Source organism: Oceanobacillus bengalensis (genome assembly GCF_003628445.1).
Taxonomy (GTDB): Bacteria; Bacillota; Bacilli; order Bacillales; family Amphibacillaceae; genus Oceanobacillus; species Oceanobacillus bengalensis.
This window is the reverse complement of record NZ_RBZO01000006.1, coordinates 1-18,968: the sequence shown is the minus strand read 5'-3', so window position 1 is coordinate 18,968 and position 18,968 is coordinate 1. Positions and strand designations below refer to the sequence as shown.

At 36.2% G+C, this 18,968-nt stretch carries 14 protein-coding genes and 2 riboswitches; of the genes, 1 reads left to right on the top strand and 13 read right to left on the bottom strand.

The window, feature by feature from the left end:
* Window positions 1-112: 112 nt before the first annotated feature.
* The 12 genes from D8M05_RS05180 to D8M05_RS05120 all read right to left on the bottom strand — a co-directional run bounded on the left by D8M05_RS05180 (window position 113) and on the right by D8M05_RS05120 (window position 15,712).
* On the bottom strand, window positions 113-2,581 hold the full coding sequence (locus D8M05_RS05180; RefSeq protein WP_121129342.1) for a restriction endonuclease-like protein: 2,469 nt from the start codon (window positions 2,579-2,581) through the stop codon (window positions 113-115).
* Window positions 2,553-4,634 (bottom strand): McrB family protein, encoded by a 2,082-nt coding sequence (locus D8M05_RS05175; RefSeq protein WP_183072704.1) that lies wholly within the window; start codon window positions 4,632-4,634, stop codon window positions 2,553-2,555. Before D8M05_RS05175 ends, D8M05_RS05180 begins: the two co-directional genes overlap by 29 nt.
* 329 nt (window positions 4,635-4,963) lie before the next feature.
* Complete coding sequence (locus tag D8M05_RS20380) at window positions 4,964-5,743, bottom strand: DUF6339 family protein (protein WP_245985201.1); 780 nt, start codon at window positions 5,741-5,743, stop codon at window positions 4,964-4,966.
* A 4-nt stretch (window positions 5,744-5,747) separates the two neighbouring features.
* The gene (locus tag D8M05_RS05160; protein ID WP_121129339.1) at window positions 5,748-6,593 is read right to left on the bottom strand and encodes a hypothetical protein; all 846 of its coding nucleotides are present in this window, start codon (window positions 6,591-6,593) and stop codon (window positions 5,748-5,750) included.
* On the bottom strand, window positions 6,583-8,526 hold the full coding sequence (locus tag D8M05_RS05155) for a hypothetical protein (RefSeq protein ID WP_121129337.1): 1,944 nt from the start codon (window positions 8,524-8,526) through the stop codon (window positions 6,583-6,585). Before D8M05_RS05155 ends, D8M05_RS05160 begins: the two co-directional genes overlap by 11 nt.
* A 357-nt stretch (window positions 8,527-8,883) precedes the next feature.
* Entirely contained in the window at window positions 8,884-9,210 is a 327-nt protein-coding gene (locus D8M05_RS05150) for a hypothetical protein (protein ID WP_147405156.1), read from the bottom strand.
* A gap of 96 nt (window positions 9,211-9,306) precedes the next feature.
* Window positions 9,307-9,409, bottom strand: a riboswitch (SAM riboswitch).
* A 122-nt stretch (window positions 9,410-9,531) separates the two neighbouring features.
* Window positions 9,532-10,305, bottom strand: coding sequence for a LamB/YcsF family protein (locus D8M05_RS05145; protein WP_121129333.1), 774 nt, complete (start codon window positions 10,303-10,305; stop codon window positions 9,532-9,534).
* A gap of 2 nt (window positions 10,306-10,307) precedes the next feature.
* Window positions 10,308-11,312, bottom strand: coding sequence for a 5-oxoprolinase subunit C family protein (locus D8M05_RS05140; RefSeq protein ID WP_121129331.1), 1,005 nt, complete (start codon window positions 11,310-11,312; stop codon window positions 10,308-10,310).
* 5 nt (window positions 11,313-11,317) lie between these two features.
* The gene (gene pxpB, locus D8M05_RS05135) at window positions 11,318-12,013 is read right to left on the bottom strand and encodes a 5-oxoprolinase subunit PxpB (protein ID WP_121129329.1); all 696 of its coding nucleotides are present in this window, start codon (window positions 12,011-12,013) and stop codon (window positions 11,318-11,320) included.
* A 102-nt stretch (window positions 12,014-12,115) separates the two neighbouring features.
* Window positions 12,116-12,445, bottom strand: coding sequence for a hypothetical protein (locus D8M05_RS05130; protein WP_183072703.1), 330 nt, complete (start codon window positions 12,443-12,445; stop codon window positions 12,116-12,118).
* A gap of 96 nt (window positions 12,446-12,541) precedes the next feature.
* Window positions 12,542-12,644, bottom strand: a riboswitch (SAM riboswitch).
* A 930-nt stretch (window positions 12,645-13,574) separates the two neighbouring features.
* Window positions 13,575-14,342 carry a TerC family protein gene (locus D8M05_RS05125; protein WP_121129325.1) on the bottom strand — a complete coding sequence of 256 codons (768 nt, stop codon included), beginning with the start codon at window positions 14,340-14,342 and terminating at the stop codon, window positions 13,575-13,577.
* Between the two features lie 716 nt (window positions 14,343-15,058).
* Window positions 15,059-15,712 carry a carboxymuconolactone decarboxylase family protein gene (locus tag D8M05_RS05120; protein ID WP_121129322.1) on the bottom strand — a complete coding sequence of 218 codons (654 nt, stop codon included), beginning with the start codon at window positions 15,710-15,712 and terminating at the stop codon, window positions 15,059-15,061.
* 184 nt (window positions 15,713-15,896) lie between these two features.
* On the opposite strand from D8M05_RS05120, the gene D8M05_RS05115 reads away from it, so the two are divergent.
* Window positions 15,897-17,723 carry a dihydroorotate dehydrogenase gene (locus tag D8M05_RS05115; protein WP_121129320.1) on the top strand — a complete coding sequence of 609 codons (1,827 nt, stop codon included), beginning with the start codon at window positions 15,897-15,899 and terminating at the stop codon, window positions 17,721-17,723.
* A gap of 428 nt (window positions 17,724-18,151) precedes the next feature.
* Here the strand turns inward: D8M05_RS05115 and D8M05_RS05110 are convergent, their stop codons facing one another.
* A complete protein-coding gene (locus D8M05_RS05110; RefSeq protein WP_121129318.1) occupies window positions 18,152-18,337 on the bottom strand; it encodes a hypothetical protein in 186 nt (61 codons plus the stop codon).
* Window positions 18,338-18,968 lie beyond the last annotated feature (631 nt).

Sequence of the window (18,968 nt, the reverse complement as noted above, 5' to 3'; positions counted from 1 at the left end):
TTTGGGTGAATTTTTTAGGAAGTATTAAATAGTACCTGTGCTCATTGACTCATTTGAACTCTTGTAATAAAAAACACTTAGAATCCTAAAAGGATACTAAGTGCATTCTCTATTAAATAGTACTACTTGCTTCCATCATTTCAACCAATATCCGGAAGATACCTGAAGGATTCCTCTCTAACTGATCAACAGAAATGACATTCGTCTTTTGTGCTGATACAAACACTACTTCATGTTCCTGTCTTTTCATTTGCACAGTAATGTCTTTAATTCGGTATTCCTTTATTTGTGAAGCTTGGTTCAATTCCGTATCATCTAGGTCCAATTTTATTCTGTCGGACACCCTTCTAAGCATTCTCCATATTTTCATTTCATTCTCCGACTTCATAAATAATTCAGGGAGCTCTATTGCAGTATTTAAATTGTTCATCGTGGTGAGTATATAACTAGAAATCCCATAATTTACTGGTTTAATAATCTTGGGAAGGTTTATCCAGATTTCGACTTTAAATTTCATAAGCATATTCCCTGGCTTTAACTCTGTAATTTTTCCATAGACTTTAACACCATGTTCTGGTAGTACACCCTTTTTCAAATAGAGAGCAACATATTTAGCTTTCTGCCAACCATTTTTCAATTTCTCAGTAGGGATAGAAAAATATCTATCTTTGATAAACTCATCATATTCCTTTTTACTAGAAACAAGACCTACAAACACTGCCTCACCAAAACTGGAGGTCCATTCTTCTTGTTTACCTCGTGGTAGGATTCCTTCCGACTGAATCTCCTCTGGACTCTTATCAATTAATCGTTCAATAAATTTTTCTACTAACGCTGTAGCATTTGGAAGAAATGGTAAGCCACCAATGTTTACTTTATCAATGCTATTGTAAAAATGATGTTTTTCATAGGATTGTTCGTCAAACCATGGAAACAAGACATATGCTCCAAAAGCTATTCTTTCATATGGTCCGTCAATTGACGCTACAATAGAATCGCGATAACGATGCATTGTATTGATATCATCCTCCATTGGCCCAGGCGTTTTGTAACGTTTTTCGTAATAACTATCTCTTTGAGCATAATCAATTCGATATTTGGCATCAAAAATATAGTTAAAGGTATAGTCTTTTCCTTTTTTCTCAATACTTAGCATGGTATCTGGTTTTTGTGGAATCGTAGGTAATCTACCTTCATATTTTTGGTAAGTTAAGACAATCTCCTCTTTTGTAATTGGATGCCGATAAACCCTTTTTGCCATTCTATTTGCCTCTAAATTGACAAAAAGCCCTTCATGATTTACTTGCACGATGTCCTGACTCATTAACGTATATTTTCGGCCCATTATCTGCCCTAATTTAAGAAAAGTCCAATATTCATATAGAGTTGCAACATCCTTAACGGACATTTGATATACTTTTCCTTGAAGTACTAGCCCTTTAGACACGGTTAGGTATATCTGAAATGCATCACGATATCCTGGTGCCATTTCTAGTACTAAACTCATCACCGATCGATCCAATTTACCAATATTTTTCCAAAAGGTTTGCTTTAATTTTGTTTGAAGCTGGTTTAACATCTTTTCAATTCTTTTAACCAAATCGGGATCAATAGGAGATCGTTTATTTATACTTCGAATTGAATTTAACAAATCTGTGAGCTTATGAATTAATCTTTGCATCATCCATTTCACGTAACGGTTTTCGTTTGTATCGTAGGTAAGCTCTTTTTTAATACGTAAACCTTTCATTGGCATCAGTTGTTTCGATTCAAACTTAATTCCTTTTTCAACCTCTACAAATAAATTTGCTCTTTTTCGTAAATAATTACGACTCTTGGAATCAAGCTTTCTAATTTGATCTCCTCTTGCCTTTTTATATGTCTTTTCTAGTTTGTGGTGAGGCTGCCGTTCTAAACGAGAGATCGCTTGCAAGAACTGTTGAAAATGATGACTAATCAAACGATAGAATTCACTTCTTGAAGGCTTTCCTTCGAGCTTTACCCTAGCACCTAAATATGTTTTACGAATAAAATGATATGCCAAATTGTATATTTCATCATTGACTTCCTCTAATAACTTTTTATAGTCATTTTTATAATCTAGCTTAGATGGAAATATCTCTAAGGTTACTTCTAATAATTTTTCATTACCAAAACGAATTTCAAATGTTGTAAAACCTACCTCATTTTGAAATTGCAGATTACCGGTCAATATATGCTGATTCCCAATTTTCATTGGAGAAACTGCTTGCCTTAACAGTGGGTGTTCATGATAGAAAGTTAACTCTTTATTGTTCTTAGGTATAACTAACAACTGATAGATCCCATTCTCAAAAAAGATAGGTCGTAATAATGATGGCTCCATAAGTTGTTGTTGATTGATATCATATACCTTCAATTCCTGAATGTTATCCCCGTTGGCAGCAAATTCCATCACATCATGGTAGTCCATGGATCGGTATTGCTTTAATCCTTCATAACGTTCATGAAATGGTTTACCTTTAATAACCAGGGAAAAATCTGTAGTTTCAATATGAACTAATTCCACATCCTCACGAAACCCAGAAGGAAGTAAAACCATCTTCTTTTAACCTCCTAAGCATTTCCGCAACTTTAGCAGCACTTTGAGGATATATAGCATTATTAGCATCGATTTCTATAGTATCCATTTCATCTTCAAATTGTTTATTAGTAAATAGTTGATATAAATTTCGTAATAACTGATCTACTCGTAGATCGCTACCGGATATACGGGGTAATACCTTCTGCAGGATACAATGATCCAATGCTTCTTCAAATTTCAATAAGTTTCCTTGATCGTTATAAGCCATATAAAAACAAATCTCATCTCGAACACGATAGCCAACATGTGCATTTGTTAATTGAAGAGCACTATTCATTTTAACTATCTCGTTCGTTACCTGTTCTACTAGTTCATTATTCTTTTTAAACACGTCTTTCAAATGTAGAAAACTGGAAGCAAAGACTTCTTGTCCAACTACAACTGGTTCTTTTTCTTCTAAATCTTTTAAAAAGGCAAGATTATCAAGTTTCACCCGATTAAATTCGATTGTGTTAGCTCGGTCTAATACTTTTTTACTAAATGGGTGAGTCGTTTCATCCATATTGACAGTCCCAATGATATAAAGATTATCAGGCAATTTAAGTTCAATTCCTGCTGTTTCCTTCGTTAATAAATTTGACGACACGATTTTTCCATCTTTCCATTTCCTACTTTCCATAACAGAGAGAATATCACTAAAATAATATTCTACGCGTGCTAAATTCATTTCATCTAATAAAACAAAGTATGGCATATCGGGGTGCGAATTTGCATCACGTATAACCTTCGTTAAGGGTCCTTCCTTAAATTCACCCTTAATATCAATGAACCCTAGTAAATCTGACCCATCATTCCAGTCGGGACGAATTGGAATCAAGGAAAACTGCCCATTTTCTTCTGTTGCACCGACACTTTCAGCAAACCATTGAGCCATTTTTGTTTTCCCTGTACCAGAAATACCTGAAAGAATAACAAAAGGTTTTGTTTTTAGAGATAAGAAGAGATTAATAACCTCCTCTTTTCTGTAGTAGAAGCCTTTTGATTTTATGTATGTATAAATATGATCAATAACTTCTCTATTTGAAAAGTATTTTATAGGATTTTCTTTTACTACTGGACCTTCGTGATTAGGCTGATACCCCTCCATTTTCAATTTAACCTCCGCAGCAAATCTTTCAGTAAATAAGCTATATATTTTTCCTGCAAAATCCTTTGACAGTTCAAAGAAATATCCTTGTTTTAGATTTCCGTTAATGTCAAATGGACCACTTTCTTTTAATCTCCACTCCTCAGGAATTTCATCTTTTCGAATGGTTGGCGATAAATCATAATAAGTCAATTCTAAAAAATAGCCGTCTCGCTGCCAATCATGACTTGCTATTGCTGTAGGCTTTGCAGCTTCATATGCTTCCTTTTTTACTACTCCAACCGATTTGACTTCTAATGACGAATAACAAAAAACAATATCTCCGACTTTTGGTTCTAAAAGTAATACGTGATGTGGCAATGCTCTTCCTTGTTTATTTTGTTGTGGTGCCCAAAGATAACCTCCACTCTTTTCCTGGTTATACGTTTGACCTTGATTAACCCACCAAAAAGTGGGTTTAGACTGTTCCATATTAGATTTAGTTTGAAACTCCATTTTATAAACAAATGGCTCACCTGTTTGATAAAAATCAATGTACTCTGTCAACTCTTCTGGAATAGGTGTTTGCTTTTTTATTTTTCCATCCCTATTTTCACTTAAATATTGATATGTAGTTGAAAAGGTTTTCTCTAATAATTCTCTTAAAGGTGCGTTATGATCATACCGAAGTTGTAAAACTCCACCACCATTAGATTCCTTTCTATTAACATGTCTTAAATAAACTTTATATGATTCATCGTTATAAATTAGTTCTATAGGAATATTTTCTCCAAGCTTAATCGAACGGTCACCATTAGCGGTTGTGAAATCTACTTGGAACTCCTTAGGAATAGTTGTGCCATATTTAAAAATAGACCAATCAACCTTTTTCCTCCCAATCAAATTTGTTAGGTATGGCTTTGACCAACTACGTACTTCTTTCATCAATTTTCCACCAACTCGTTTAAATTATGTCTTTATAAATATACTAGATATTTTTGTTTAAGCTATTTTAAAATTAATTTAGTTATAAATTAACTATCTAACATATGGTTTCCTATAAATGGGAAATTCCCACACTACATTATTTCAGCTTATTTCGACAAAAAATTATAAAATCCTGCATGATTTAAAAATAAGAACATAAGAGAGTAGCTCCTTTGCCACCTATATGTCAATTATACACTTATAAAATTAAGATTAGACTTGGGAGATATTAGTGTAGCAAGTGATTTTTAATCATCCAATTGATACTTCCGCAGAAGCCTTGCTATCTATGGAGTTATTCCTAATTTAACCATATTTCCTTCATCAACCCCATAATACCTCCTCAAATAACCATCAACCATCTCCTCAACTTCCTCAATCGTAAGTACATCTAATATCATTGCACCACCAACAACATTTAAATACTTATTCGCTTGAACAAAGTGATCACGTTTTATCGCAATTCCGTTTTCCTGCCATTTAGCTAATGTTCTTAGAACTCCTTTTGCAACGTTAGGGTTGGATGTTAGATTGCTAGAGAAAAATACTACACACCTTGCAGAGAAATCTTTTTCACAGAAAAAGTCAGTTAACCAATACGGATTCTCCTTATTTGTTTCGTCATGGGTCATGTATCCAACCCACCATAATCGAGCTATGATATGGACGAAGAGTGATCTCTTTTTCCCGTTTTTAAAGAACACTCCTGTATTTATCCGCTTATCATTCTTATCTTGCAATTCATTTCTTAATCGATAATACGCAAAATCCCTTAATTGCAAGTGTGCGAGACCTGTCCAAAGTCTTTCCTGTGTCGCTTGTGAAACGGTTAAATGCTTTAGAGATTCATAGATTCTTCTCACGTTTTCCCTATCACTAATTGTGTAGTCTTCATCGTAATTAAATTCGGGCATGTCAAATTCAATTTTTGACTCGATTACTCTACCTGGCTCCTTAAAATACGTATCAAACCAATCATTATCTTTTAAATAGTAATGTTCTTTGTATGCTTCATAATTCGTACGTAAATCCATCAACGTCTCATCTGAAATAAACGATAGCTTCATGGCATTAATCCTCCATTCTATTTCGTTTTTCAATTTCTTCAAAGCTAGCTTTCAGTGGTTTTCGGAGTACCATTTGTGCTGCTTTAAGTGCGGACAATGAATCACTACCAACGTCTTCTATTCGATGGTTATTATCAGCAAATATCTTATCTAGAACTTGGTACCACGTATATTCTTCTAAATCCTCTTGATTATCATTTAACTTCGTGAACACATAGACTAAGCTTGGCAAAATTACTGTTGCTAGAATCGTATCTTTTAAATTTGATTTCGCATTCATTGCGTACTGGCTATATTCATATGCTGGAAGCGAAATCGTAATAATATCTGAATTTAGTTCTACTTCCATAAATTCATTTTTCAATGATTTCGTTACCTTCGCAATAGATGGGAGATCTAACATCTCCAAGTTTTCCTCATATAGTGTGGTTTCAATCGCATCACCAATCGCAAGAATATTCCCTTTTTCAAACGTTAGGGCAATACCTTGGAACCATTCATTCAATGATGGATTCGTGTAGCCTTCGATTCGTTCATTTGCAATAACGAAAGAATGAATATCTATTTTCCCACGCAGCTTCTTGGTCGGAATAGAAACTTCCAACTCATTCTTTGTGGTCCGATAGACATTGCGAAAACTCGTCTGTGCACATTCCACATGAATCAAATAAACACTTCGCTCTTTCTCTATCAATCTTTCCATCACTTCATTTTCTAAGTTATACTGTACATGAATCTTCACTTCACCAAAAGCTTCATGAATGGCGATATCTGTTCGAAAAGCCGAACGGACATAGTCGTCATTATTCATATAAAGTACTGGATATGGATAGGAAGTATTAATTTTCATAGAGTTCAACCTCCATTACACAATAGTCGGAGTAATCGATATCCACATTCAGCATGAAACGCTCATTTTTCTTTAGGGAATGTAAATAAACAGTATTTAAGCTACATTTTTCAACCGTAACATTCCTATCGTCTGTTTCTGCTTGTTTGATTGGTAAATCATAATTACTCTGTTCTCCAACAACACGAAATACTAAGCGCGCACTTTCAAGATTCTTTTTCGGTGAAATGACAAATCGATATTTTCCATTGCCTTTATCAATGCATACATATCTTTGATCCATCTGAACGGGGTATTTGCTTGGTTTCCGTTCTCGTTTTTTATCTGTATTTCCTACTTCATTTGGATTTAATTCATTATTACCAGCACCATCTACACCCGAACCAGCACTGGCATCTCCACCGCTACTCTGCGTTTCACCTATACTACCACCTTCGTTACCCGATGGTGTGATTCCAAACTCTCCTACAAGCTGTTCTTCTATTTCTTTGGTATCTTTTCCTTTTCGTCGAGGTTTTGGCTCTGTTTCTTGCTTAACCTCTTTGGTAACAATAGATTTAATTGTCGAGTTAAGTGACTCCGTCTTATTCACTGACTGACCAGAGTCAAGACTCGTATTTGGCAAGAAATCACTTAAACCAACTGCATCCATTTCATCTGTTATTTGCTCTTGAAACCGGCTCTTAACAGTATCACGAATAAACTTCCTTAATTCAGTATATATTTTCTTCGCTAACTTTGGATCTTTTTCATATCGTTCAGGCGACCATTCATTATGTGCGGGGTTTTCCATTTGTTTGAATATGTTATTCATATTTGTTCCAGTAATCATCAATATTCCGGTAAAAGAAATACTTCCGCTAATATTTTTCTGTTCAAAGATACGCATTCCTGTCTTTCTGGTCATCAATACACGTCTATTTAAATCCTCACCATTGCACAACAGCAATTCTGCTTCGCCTTCTTCAAAGGAGGGCCCCTTCTTATAACGCTTGGCAGGATAAGGAATCTTAACCGTATTGCTGGATGTCAGTAGTTCAAAATAGTTCTTTAAGATTTGGTTCTCATCATTGTCTTCGAGTTCTGAAATAAGCTTTACAATATTACGATCGTTTACCTCTAAATCATTAATACGAACTACTAGTTTCTTTTGAAAAACAGTAATAAAGAAGTTAAATAGAATTGACTTTTTCACTTCTTCTTCCCAAACATCTTTCGGTTCAAAGGCCGAAACATAAATATCTGTTCCTGTACTTTCTCTATGAAACTCCTGATCTAGTTGTAATTGACCTTGTATTGCAGTCGAGTTCTCATTATCTGTATAATAACCATTTCCTAAAGTAATTTGATCATCACTTTTTTGAAATGACATAATATTTGCCACACCAATATGAGATTTATAGCCAGTAACATCATACGAAGAGTAAAATAATGTTCGCAGATTCGAGTTTAGGAATGGAGCTGATTTTCCAATTCCGAAGCTCCCACCTGAACTTTCATCTTTATTGGAAGAACCCGCTTCTTTTACTAACGAAGACCATGGTGATCCAAGTTTTCCTTCCCTTGCTCCTTCTAATCCTTTTGTATTAAAGTCGCTGATTCGCAAAAAGCTCATTTCTGGTTGACTCATAACTTTCAATGCTTCTTTAATGAAATCTTCACTTTTCTTATTATGGCCACGCCAAGTATCTTCACATAACCCGAAGACTTGAATTAATTCTTCCTTATTTGGAAACTGATTAATATTAGTAGTAAAACGCTTAAATTCAACGACAACTGGTTTAGTCGTGTCCTTCACGGCATCTAGCGAATTCTGACATATCTCTCTCGTTAAAGAATCCAGCGCATTTCCTCTAAATGTTTCAAGTCCTGCATTATTTATAGAATTAATCATTCCACCCGTTGCAGCAGGAAAGTTCCAGTATCTCCTCATTCTTATCCCCCAAATGTATTTCTGTAATTATTTCTGTGTGATTATTTATATTATTAAATAATATATTAATATTATAGTTCTATATTACCATAAATACTTTACAAAAAAACTTCCACCTTCTAGGAAATACGGTGGAAGTCTTTTTGGTTGTCAAATAATTTAAGGGGGTGGAATAATGCGCTTTTTTTACGCTAAATATATTATAATTTCATCATTGGCCTTCATTAATAATGGTAGTCAATTGTGTTACCAAAATAATATTTTTCTCCTTGTCTTAAATATCTTACAAAATCATCGAGAATTTCTGGATACATAGCCTCTCCATAAATATAAGTTCAGTATAACATTTGCCTCCCCCTATAAAACCCTCTCTACATAATTCCCAAATCCCCTAACAATCGCAAGTCCTTGATTTTCTAATTCTGTCCAAATTTCCTGATTAAGTGCATATGGGCTTTTTCCCTGAAGTAACCGGATTTCCTCGATGGTAAGCTGCATATGATAATATTTTTCTTCCCCTATTACAACAAATTCATAATTAGCAAGCTTCATAATATTTACCTCATACCTGTCGTCCCATTCCTTTAGTTGGCGCTCAGCACATTTTCCAACATGCAGTAGGAAATCTTCTCCACTCTTATTTTTAGACATATAGCCTCTTGCTAATCCATTCGTATTCATCATCCTAATTCCCTTCGTTTTTATTTTTTTATTGCTCAAGAAACGAATCAAAAAAAGACTCCCTATTGCATATGATTGCAACAAAGAGCCTTTAGCCGTTCGTTATCATTCAAAGCAATGCTTTGCTGGTGGGAGCACCTTACCAATTGGCAGGTTGCTGTGAAGTCAATGAGCCAGTACTCTCGTTCACTCTTGATAACCTATATTTAATGAATACTATTATATCAATTTTCATTGAAAAGTAAAGGTGGTTATTCATTTTGAAAAAAACGATCCTATGAACCTACAATCCTTTGAACAAAATTCTTCCGGAACTTCCTAATATTATTTAAACCTATCACCTATTTTCTTCACCTCAATCCCTGAATCTCTTAATGCTTGTGGAATTGATTTGGCAAAATCTAGAGCCTTTGGTCCATCTCCATGAATACAAATAGTATGTGCTTGTATAGGGATTTCTGTCCCCTGAACAGTTGACACTATATTCTCTTTCACCATACGAATCACTTGGTTAATTGCCTGTTGCTCATCGGTTATTAACGCATTGTCCTTACGACGCGATGTAAGTGTTCCGTCAGTCTGATAGGTACGATCTGCAAACACTTCATGTGCCGTACGTAGTCCAATAGTCTCCCCTGATTTAACTAATTCGGAACCAGCGAGCCCGAATAAAATCAAATTCGAATCGACTTTGTATACAGCTTTAGCGATTGCTCCAGACAATGACGCGCTTTTTGCTGCCATATTATACAATGCTCCATGTGGTTTTACGTGTTGAAGTTTTCCTCCTTCAGCTTTCACAAATGCAGAGAGAGCACCAATTTGATAAACAACGAGGTCATAGGCCTCTTCTGGAGAGATTGCTACTTCTCTTCTCCCAAAACCTACAAGGTCCTGTAGGCCTGGGTGGACACCAATTCCTATATTTTTTTCAAGCGCAAGTTCGACTGTTTTACGCATTGTTCCAGGGTCCCCAGCGTGGAATCCACAGGCAATATTCGCCGAAGTGACGTAATCTAAAATCGCTTCATCATTTCCCATATTATACGCACCGAAACTTTCTCCTATATCACAATTCAAATCAACCGCATATGTCATGTTCATCGCCTCGCTTTTAATAAAATGCCTTGTCTTAGTTGTTGAATCGACTCTTCCTGTTCCAAATAAAGCACTTGTGCTTCTTCATGGGTAATCTTTTTAAAGCGTAGTTTATCTCCTGGTTTCATCTGTGCAAGTTTTGAAAAATCAACTGTAGCAACTTGACCTATTTTTGGATATCCACCCGTTGTTTGGCGGTCAGCAAGTAATATAATTGGATTACCATCTGATGGAACTTGGACAGATCCAAATGCTACCGCTTCAGAAATAAGCTCACCTGCTTCTGCTACATGCAAATTTGCCCCTTTTAATCGATAACCCATTCGATCAGATTGTGTAGTTACTTTGAATTCGTTTTCAAAAAATACTTGTCTGCTAGTTTCATCAAACAAATCAAATTGGCGCCCTTCCATTGTTCGTATCAAGTACCGTTCGCTGGAATATGTAGAAATAAAGCTTGTTGCAATCGACCAATCCAATTCACTTGCCTCATCATCCACTTCCTCAGTAATAATGCTAGTTATGTCTTTTGAAAGCCGACTCAATTCACCTGTTACCAACCGGTCATCTGCTTCGAGTGCTCTTCCCTCGAAGCCACCAATACCGGCACGTAAATAGGTCGATTGACTATTCATTACTTTTGGTACATTAATTCCACCAGCAATTGCTATATATGTGCGACAACCCTGCCTGCATCTACCAAATTTCAACTTACTCCCTTTTTTTACAAATAGTGTACGCCACATTCGAACAGGCTTACCATTAATCGTTGGTGATAAATCTGCCCCACTAAGAGCGATCAGTGCATCCTTTTCAAATTGAATAACAGGACCTACTAACGTTACTTCTAGTGTCGCTTTCTTTTCTTCATTTCCTACTAATAAATTCGCAATCCGATGTGCCAAGTGATCCATTACTCCACTCGTAATAACCCCGTATTTCTGGTAGCCATACCTACCTAAGTCTTGTACAGTCGTTAAAAGACCAGGTTTGATTATATGTATCATGTATTCTACTCCTTCCAGTTGAGATATTCCTTTTGATTAATGGAAAAGAATACAACGTTATCCCCAGCCCGGAGCAGACTTGGGATCTTATTTTCGGCTTGAAACAGTCGAATTGGCGTACGGCCAATTAACTGCCAGCCACCAGGTGTTTCAATCGGGTATACACCCGTTTGCATTCCTGCAATACCAACGGATCTTTCAGGAATCGATAATCTGGGTGATTCTCGCCTAGGTGTAGCAATCCTCTCTGACATGCCTCCGAGAAAAGGAAATCCAGGAGCAAACCCAATCATGTACACCGTGTATTCACCCGACGTATGTATATCAATCACATCTTGATTGGACAAGCCATTATGTTTCGCCACAAAATCCAAATCCGGTCCAAATGTCCCGCCGTAACAGACTGGAATTTTGATTGTACGAGATACAGGATCTTCATAGCCTTTCAGTGTGTTACACATTTTTCTAATTTCTTTACATACGATTTCATATGGCAGTGTATTATTTCTAGTTATTTTCAAAGGGTCATAGAATACAGTTACCGATGTATATGCTGGAACGTATTCAAGCATCCACTCAGGAGAATTTAGATCCAAACAAGCAGATAGAATTTGTACATCACTTTTCGCCTTTGGTGTGATAGCATCCGCAACTTCTATCACCACAGCTGTGTCACCTAAAGGAGAGAAAGAAACCTCCACTTACTCATCTCCTTTCTTTGTTGATAGATAAAAGACAAATATTCAAATAGTTTGTATTATGGTAAAATAATAACAATATTATAAATAATAAAAGTGGATAAATCAATACAAAACCCTCTCAATATAATTCCCAACCCCTCTAACAATCACAAGTCCCTGATTCTCTAATTCTTTCCAAATTTCGCGGTCAAGTGCGTACGGGCTTTGCTTCTGAAGTAATTCTATCTCCTCTTTGGTAAGTTGCACATGATAATATTTTTCTTCGTATATTACAACAAATTCATAGTCTGCAAGCTTCATAATATTTACCTTATACCTATCGTTCCATTCCTTTAATTGCCGCTCCACACATTCTCCAACATGTAGCAGGAAATCTTCTCCACCCAGTTTTTTTGCCATATAACCTCTTGCCATTCCATTAATGTTCATCATCCTAATCTCCTTCATTTTTGTTTTTTATTGCTCAAGAAACGAATCAAAAAAAAGACTCCCTATTGCACATGAATACAACAAAGAGCCTTTAGCCGTTCGTCATCATTCAAAGCAATGCTTTGCTGGTTGTAGCACCTTACCACATGGCAGGTTGCTGTGAAGTCAATGAGCCAGTACTCTCGTTCACTCTTGATAACCTATATTTAATTAATACTATTATAGCACTTTTTATTGAAAAGTAAAGGTGAGTTTCTAATAGACTCGGACCAAGGGAACAGGTACTATGGTTCATTATTAAGCAGAATTTGGACCAGTGTACCTGTTCCTTTGGTTCTTAGTCTTGTGTAAAGTTGTCATTAAATTCACTATATATTTTGCATTATAGCTTTGAAAGAATTATACGTTTCAAAGTTCGACAAAGCCATTTATAACCAAAAAACCTTTGCATCCAAAATAGACGCAAAGGTTTTATAACAGGTGCCTGTCACTCGTAGAACTTGACACAAGTACTCAAGAGAAACTGAGGATTACCAGTATATTTGCCCAAATAATTGTAAAATAGGAAACTATTAGTTATTATAGTTTTAGGCACAATTGTATAGGTAGGGTAGCGTTCAAAATCCCCCATCAGCAAAGGGGGTGATGAACGTGAATAATGGCTTTGATTTGGCAACAGCCACATTCATTGTACTATTCATCACACTAATAGTTACTTAAATTGACATGAAAAAGTAACCTACCCTGCCACCCAAGCTTGCGTAGGTTACTGCATATTGTACCACCATGCTGATGGTTGACCGCTTACCACAGTCTATACAAAAATAATAATTCAAAGATTATTTATATTCAAGTAATAACTGGTATATCAAAGTCTTCTACACAATCTAAACCAAAACATTCCTAGTCTTGATAACTCTGAATCATATTGATCATATGAGCATAAGCTCCACCAGCTCTTAAAGCAGATGATACCATAATACCTTCCGCTAATTCTTCACCTGTAGCTCCGTTTTTTTCTGCATTTCTAGTTGAAAGACTCGACAGCAAAGCCTTAATTAACTATATTTTTAATAATTCTGCATGAAAATTTTTAGGGCTAGGGGATATTTCTCCCCCACTACCCTAAAAGTTACTCTACTTCCCGTGCTTTCTTTTCTTTCGTCAAGAACCATCCAGCTGCAGCTATTCCAATTAGAACGGTGTAGAAGAATAGTTTCCACTCAGTAGAATGTGCAAAGTCATAAGGTAGAACACCAATATCTGGGTGTCCTAGCGTTAATACAGCAAGTTTGACACCAACCCAGCCTACAATAGCAAATGCTGCAATTTCAAGACCTGGTCTCGATTGAAGCAATGTTACAAATAAGTTAGCAGCGAATCGCATAATGATTAATCCAATCACCCCACCGGTAAGAATAACAAGGAACTTGCCTCCATCCATCCCACCAATCTGCGGGAGATTCGTGTTTGGAAGCGTCATTGCCAAGGCTACCGCTGCAAGAATCGAGTCTACCGCAAAAGCAATATCGGCAAGCTCAACCTTAATAACAGTTCCCCAAAAACCAGATTTTTTCTTTGGTTTTTGTTCAATATTGTCTACCTTCTTTTTAAAGAAAAGTTTCCTAACAATATGATTAATGGCGATGAATAGAAGGTACAAGGCTCCAATCGCCTGTACTTGCCAAACATCGACAAGGAAAGAAATGATAAATAGTGAACCAAAACGGAAAACAAATGCACCAGCCAACCCATAGAAGAGTGCCTTCTTCCTTTCTTCTTCTGGTAGGTGCTTCACCATAATCGCTAAAACAAGCGCATTATCGGCTGCAAGCAAGCCTTCGAGACCAATTAATAGTAGCAAAACCCATCCATATTCAATTAAAATTGTCAGTTCCATTATTTTTTCCTCCATTAATTTCTATATTATCTTCATTCAAGCTTGTTCCTAACGTTTTCTATATAAATTACTTTGCTACATTCAAGAGACTTCTATGCTTTTTCACTCCTTTGCCGAAAAAAATTTATATTATTTGAAAGTTCATTTCGTCTGAATCAGGCCATCAATACAAAAAGACCTTTACCAGACATGGTAAAGGTCTTCAAAAAAAGATAAAGGACCCTTACCAAAATAGGTAAAGGTCTTGCTAACAACAATCGTTGCCAACAAAGCCGGGAGAATGAAACCCTCCGAAATGACGACTCTGTTGTAAAAGCTACTCCCCTTTAGGAGAACTATTCAATTAATTATTTACAGTATAAGTTACCAGTAATCTATTTGTCAATGCCCATCTTCAGAAGCCTAATTGGACCAACCAGGGTAGCGCGTTCAAAATCCCCCATCAGCAAAGGGGGTGATGAACGTGAATAATGACTTTGATTTGGCAACAACCACATTCATTGTACTATTCATCACACTAGTGGTTACGTTGATAGACATGAAAAAGTAACCTACCCTGCCGACCAAACTTGTGTAGGTTACTCCCTGTAGTACCACCACGCTGATGGTTGACCGCTTTCCACGGTCTATACAAAAATTATAATTCAAAGATTATTTATTTTCAAGTAATAACTAGTAGATCAGAGTCTTCTACACAATCTAAACCAAAACCATTCCTAGTCTTGATAACTCTGAATCATATTAATCATATGAGCATAAGCTCCACCAGCTCTTAAAGCAGATGATACCATAATACCTTCCGCTAATTCTTCACTTGTTGCTCCATTTTTCTCTGCATTTTTCGAATGGACGTCAATGCAATACGGACATTGTGTGGCGGTTGCAACGGCAACAGCAATAATTTCTTTAAACTTCGCACTTAGCTTTCCTGCTTTTGTTGCAGCGGCACTAAATGCAGCATAGCCCTTAAAGCCTTCTTTCGCATACTTGCCTAATTGACCCAAATGTTTCAAATTAGAGCGGGCATATAGCACATCTGAAGCATCTGTTTCTTTTGCATTGTGTACATGTGTACTATGAGTAACTGCACCACCCGCTTCGATTGCTGCTGTGACAAATACAGCTTCTGCTAATTCTTCCAATGCTGCTCCTGCTTTTTTCGCCTTTTTGGTATGGCTGTCAATGCAGTAAGCACACTCTGTTACATGTGCAATGGCAACTGCAATGATTTCCTTTTCCTTAATGGATAGTGCTCCATCTTTAAAAACAGCTGCATTAAAATCTGTAAAAGCTTGTAATTGTTCTGGTGCAAGATCTTTTAATTGTGACAAATTTTTTGTGTTTTCTTTTGCATAAAAATTGTCTGACATAATAAGAACCCCTTTTCAAATTATATTTCGACTGATCCTGTTATTCTGTACAAGTATCGTAGCATTTATATCAGTGGGTTTTCAAAGATTGTGACTCCAAATGGAGGATGCAGGAATGATTATTGTAAATTTTTCAATAATATGGTAAAAAGAGGTAGAGTCATTACTTTAGAAGGTGTTGTTTATGCCAGATTGGTCCTATCATCCACTAAAAAAACTTCTCCTAGATAAAATGAGGCCGAAAAAAAGTCGCGAGTTTATTCATGAATCGATGAATACTATCGCATCCATTCCTGGTGGTCGGGGTCTTGTTGGTTTTTTAGGACATATGGCTCCCCCACAGGAGTTACACAAGGAAATTAATCATATGAAGTTTCCCTCTCCTACTGGGTTAAGCGGCCATATTGATCCTAATTTATCAGGTATGAACGCCTTCCAAGAGTTAGGCTTCGGATTTATAGAAATTGGTCCAATCGTGTTAAACGAACCAAAAGAACAAACTGAACCAAAAAGGGAAAACAATCACATTCTGTTTGCTAATCATCAAGAAAAGGTTCCTCTTAAACTAGCAATTAAAAAATTAACAAACCTGCATATCCAGATTCCTATTTTTGCTAGGATAGACACACATGTAAAAAGAAACGAATGGGACATGATTGTCGATCATTTAACACCTTTTGTCGACGCTTTTATCGTAACAAGTGAGCAAATTTATTTAGCGAAAAGTGAAAGACATTTGGAAAATTCCTTCTATGTATCTTTTCACGCTGATGAAATGAATGAAAAAGTACGTGAATTGGAGAAGTTTATTGAGCATACATGTTTTGGTGGTATTGTCATAAATGCCCCTCGAAGGACAGTGGACAGCTATTGGCATGAAGCAGCAAATGCTAATGAATACCTTGCTAAAACGGTAAAACAGGTTAAAAACCTGAACCCTGAGCTCACCGTCATAACCTCTGGTGGAGTGGAGACACCAAATGAGGCTTGTACTTTAGTTCATACTGGAGCAGATTTGCTCATATTAACAGAAGGCTATGTAAAAGCGGGGCCTGGATTACCAAAGCGAATTCATGAACGATTATTATTTGAAGAAGTTCGGCCTATTGAAAAACAAAAAAGCCACGGCTCATTTCTGTTTGGTCTCGCGATACTAATTGGAGGCATCATTGCCTTATATTTTGCATTGACGAGTATAATCCTCCCTTATGACGAGGCTTTTATCGGACTAACAAGCGCTGACATCATACAAATCAATCCACTGATTCTATCATTCATGTCACATGATAGGATGGCGCTAGCTGGAACAATGATATCTGGAGGAATCTTGTATATCCAGCTTGCAAGGCACGGAATTAAATATGGCATGCATTGGGCGAAAATTGCTTTTCACAGTGCAGCAATCGTTGGTTTTCTCGGTATTTTACTTTTCATCGGCTTCGGTTACTTTGATTGGCTACACGCTTTATTTTGGCTTATCTTACTGCCAATCTATTTTTATAGCATTAAGGAAGGGAAAACAGCCACATACACCCCATATTCCAGTCATGGAAAGAATGACAGGGCGTGGCAATACGGACTTTACGGACAGCTCATGTTTATTACACTAGGATTTTTGTTAGTAGTAGGTGGTATCGTTATTTCCACAATAGGTGTAACTAACGTTTTTGTATCAACTGACTTAAGCTTCCTATGTATGTCACCGCAAATGTTAGATAATATTAGTAGCAATTTGATTCCTGTTATCGCACATGACCGGGCAGGATTTGGCAGTGCACTTGTGAGTGTTGGTTTACTTGTTCTAATGCTTTCTTTGTGGGGATTTAGACAAGGGGAACGATGGGTTTGGAATACACTAGCTTTAGGAGCATTGCCTGCATTTATAGCAGGGATTGGAACACATTTTTATATTGGCTATACAACTTTTACACATTTACTTCCCGTTTACTTTTTAGTCATTGTATATCTGTTAGGATTAGTATTTTCATATCCTTTCTTGAAAAAGAAATAAGGAAGCCGTATCATATATGATACGGCTTCTGGATGAGATGCTGTCATGTAGCAGACTTAATTAAGTATTCCATCGGATACAACCCTTTTGTACCAAAGAAATTATCCTCTTAATACAGAAATTCTTATCGTTACATCATTTACAGCAATGGTTGCAGAAAGAAATGCAACAAATAATGTTAGCTTCTCCTTCTTTTAATTCCACTCTTCTGCTAAGTTAGTTCATTTACGAATGTTCATCTTCTTCTAACGCAATCCGTTAATTGAATAGTGGAAACAAAGGATAGAATAACAAGTTACCTACAAAAATCACGATAAGAAATCCTTCCTCCGATTGCATATGCTTCATAAATCGTATCGCCATTTTCATAGTTAACTCCAATACTTTCTAATACATCTGATGAAATAACAGTATGTATCTTTTCCTAGTCATCCTAGTTTTTTCTTATGTTTTGAAACCAGATAATGCTTTACCTGTTCTACATCTTGTTTAGTAGGTTGCCATCCTTCAATCATATTCGAACTAATTGCGTATAGCGCTCCTCTAAAGTCTTTCTGATTGTTAAATCTAACACCCATGATGGTTAATTGAGGTTTATTTACGTCTAACTTCACTTAATCCACCTCCAAGTATTTATTCATGGTCAAATCCAATAGGAAAGGCGTTGTCACTTCCCTAATTAAATAGGACGTTTCATTAAGAAAAAGTGCTTAGCCTTCTTTTAGAAAGGACCGTTGCTTTTATTCGTATTATACTTTTCTTATCTTTTGGCATGCTCGGCTTCAAATTTAACATACAACTCAGGAAATTGTTTTCAAAAGATTTTACTATCTTTGTAATTTTACTAAATACGTATTTTCTAACTTCATCATATGGAATCCAAATTTCTTTCCTTTCTATCTGATCGTAGAGAGATAAAATAACTATCTCTCTCTGTTCAAGAGGCAGTTTTCTTGTTGTACGTCTTTCTTTCATTTTATTGTGATAAAGTTTATAAAGTTCTTTCACAATCCAATCCTTTTGACTATTTTTCAATTGTGAAAAACGTTTATTTGTTTGAAGAAGCTTTCCGTTTACAATGCTGCCTTTTAAATATTCTACAAAAAATGTGCTTATCCGTCTTTATACAGATAGGTAAGGGTTTGAAGTTATCGCTCCCTTTTCCCCCTGTTCACACCGTACGTGCGACTTTCACCGCATACGGCGTTCCAACTAATCCAATTCATTCAATTCTATGTAATAAAT

Excerpts from the sequence above, each read along its gene's own strand:
- D8M05_RS05150 (WP_147405156.1), bottom strand. The coding sequence starts at position 9,210 with ATGATGAATACGAATGGATTAGCAAGAGGCTATATGTCTAAAAATAAG.
- D8M05_RS05155 (WP_121129337.1), bottom strand. The coding sequence starts at position 8,526 with ATGAGGAGATACTGGAACTTTCCTGCTGCAACGGGTGGAATGATTAAT.
- D8M05_RS05115 (WP_121129320.1), top strand. The coding sequence starts at position 15,897 with ATGCCAGATTGGTCCTATCATCCACTAAAAAAACTTCTCCTAGATAAA.
- D8M05_RS05145 (WP_121129333.1), bottom strand. The coding sequence starts at position 10,305 with ATGACATATGCGGTTGATTTGAATTGTGATATAGGAGAAAGTTTCGGT.
- D8M05_RS05130 (WP_183072703.1), bottom strand. The coding sequence starts at position 12,445 with ATGATGAACATTAATGGAATGGCAAGAGGTTATATGGCAAAAAAACTG.
- D8M05_RS05175 (WP_183072704.1), bottom strand. The coding sequence starts at position 4,634 with ATGAAAGAAGTACGTAGTTGGTCAAAGCCATACCTAACAAATTTGATT.
- D8M05_RS05140 (WP_121129331.1), bottom strand. The coding sequence starts at position 11,312 with ATGATACATATAATCAAACCTGGTCTTTTAACGACTGTACAAGACTTA.
- D8M05_RS05125 (WP_121129325.1), bottom strand. The coding sequence starts at position 14,342 with ATGGAACTGACAATTTTAATTGAATATGGATGGGTTTTGCTACTATTA.
- D8M05_RS05120 (WP_121129322.1), bottom strand. The coding sequence starts at position 15,712 with ATGTCAGACAATTTTTATGCAAAAGAAAACACAAAAAATTTGTCACAA.
- D8M05_RS05180 (WP_121129342.1), bottom strand. The coding sequence starts at position 2,581 with ATGGTTTTACTTCCTTCTGGGTTTCGTGAGGATGTGGAATTAGTTCAT.
- D8M05_RS05160 (WP_121129339.1), bottom strand. The coding sequence starts at position 6,593 with ATGAAAATTAATACTTCCTATCCATATCCAGTACTTTATATGAATAAT.
- D8M05_RS20380 (WP_245985201.1), bottom strand. The coding sequence starts at position 5,743 with ATGAAGCTATCGTTTATTTCAGATGAGACGTTGATGGATTTACGTACG.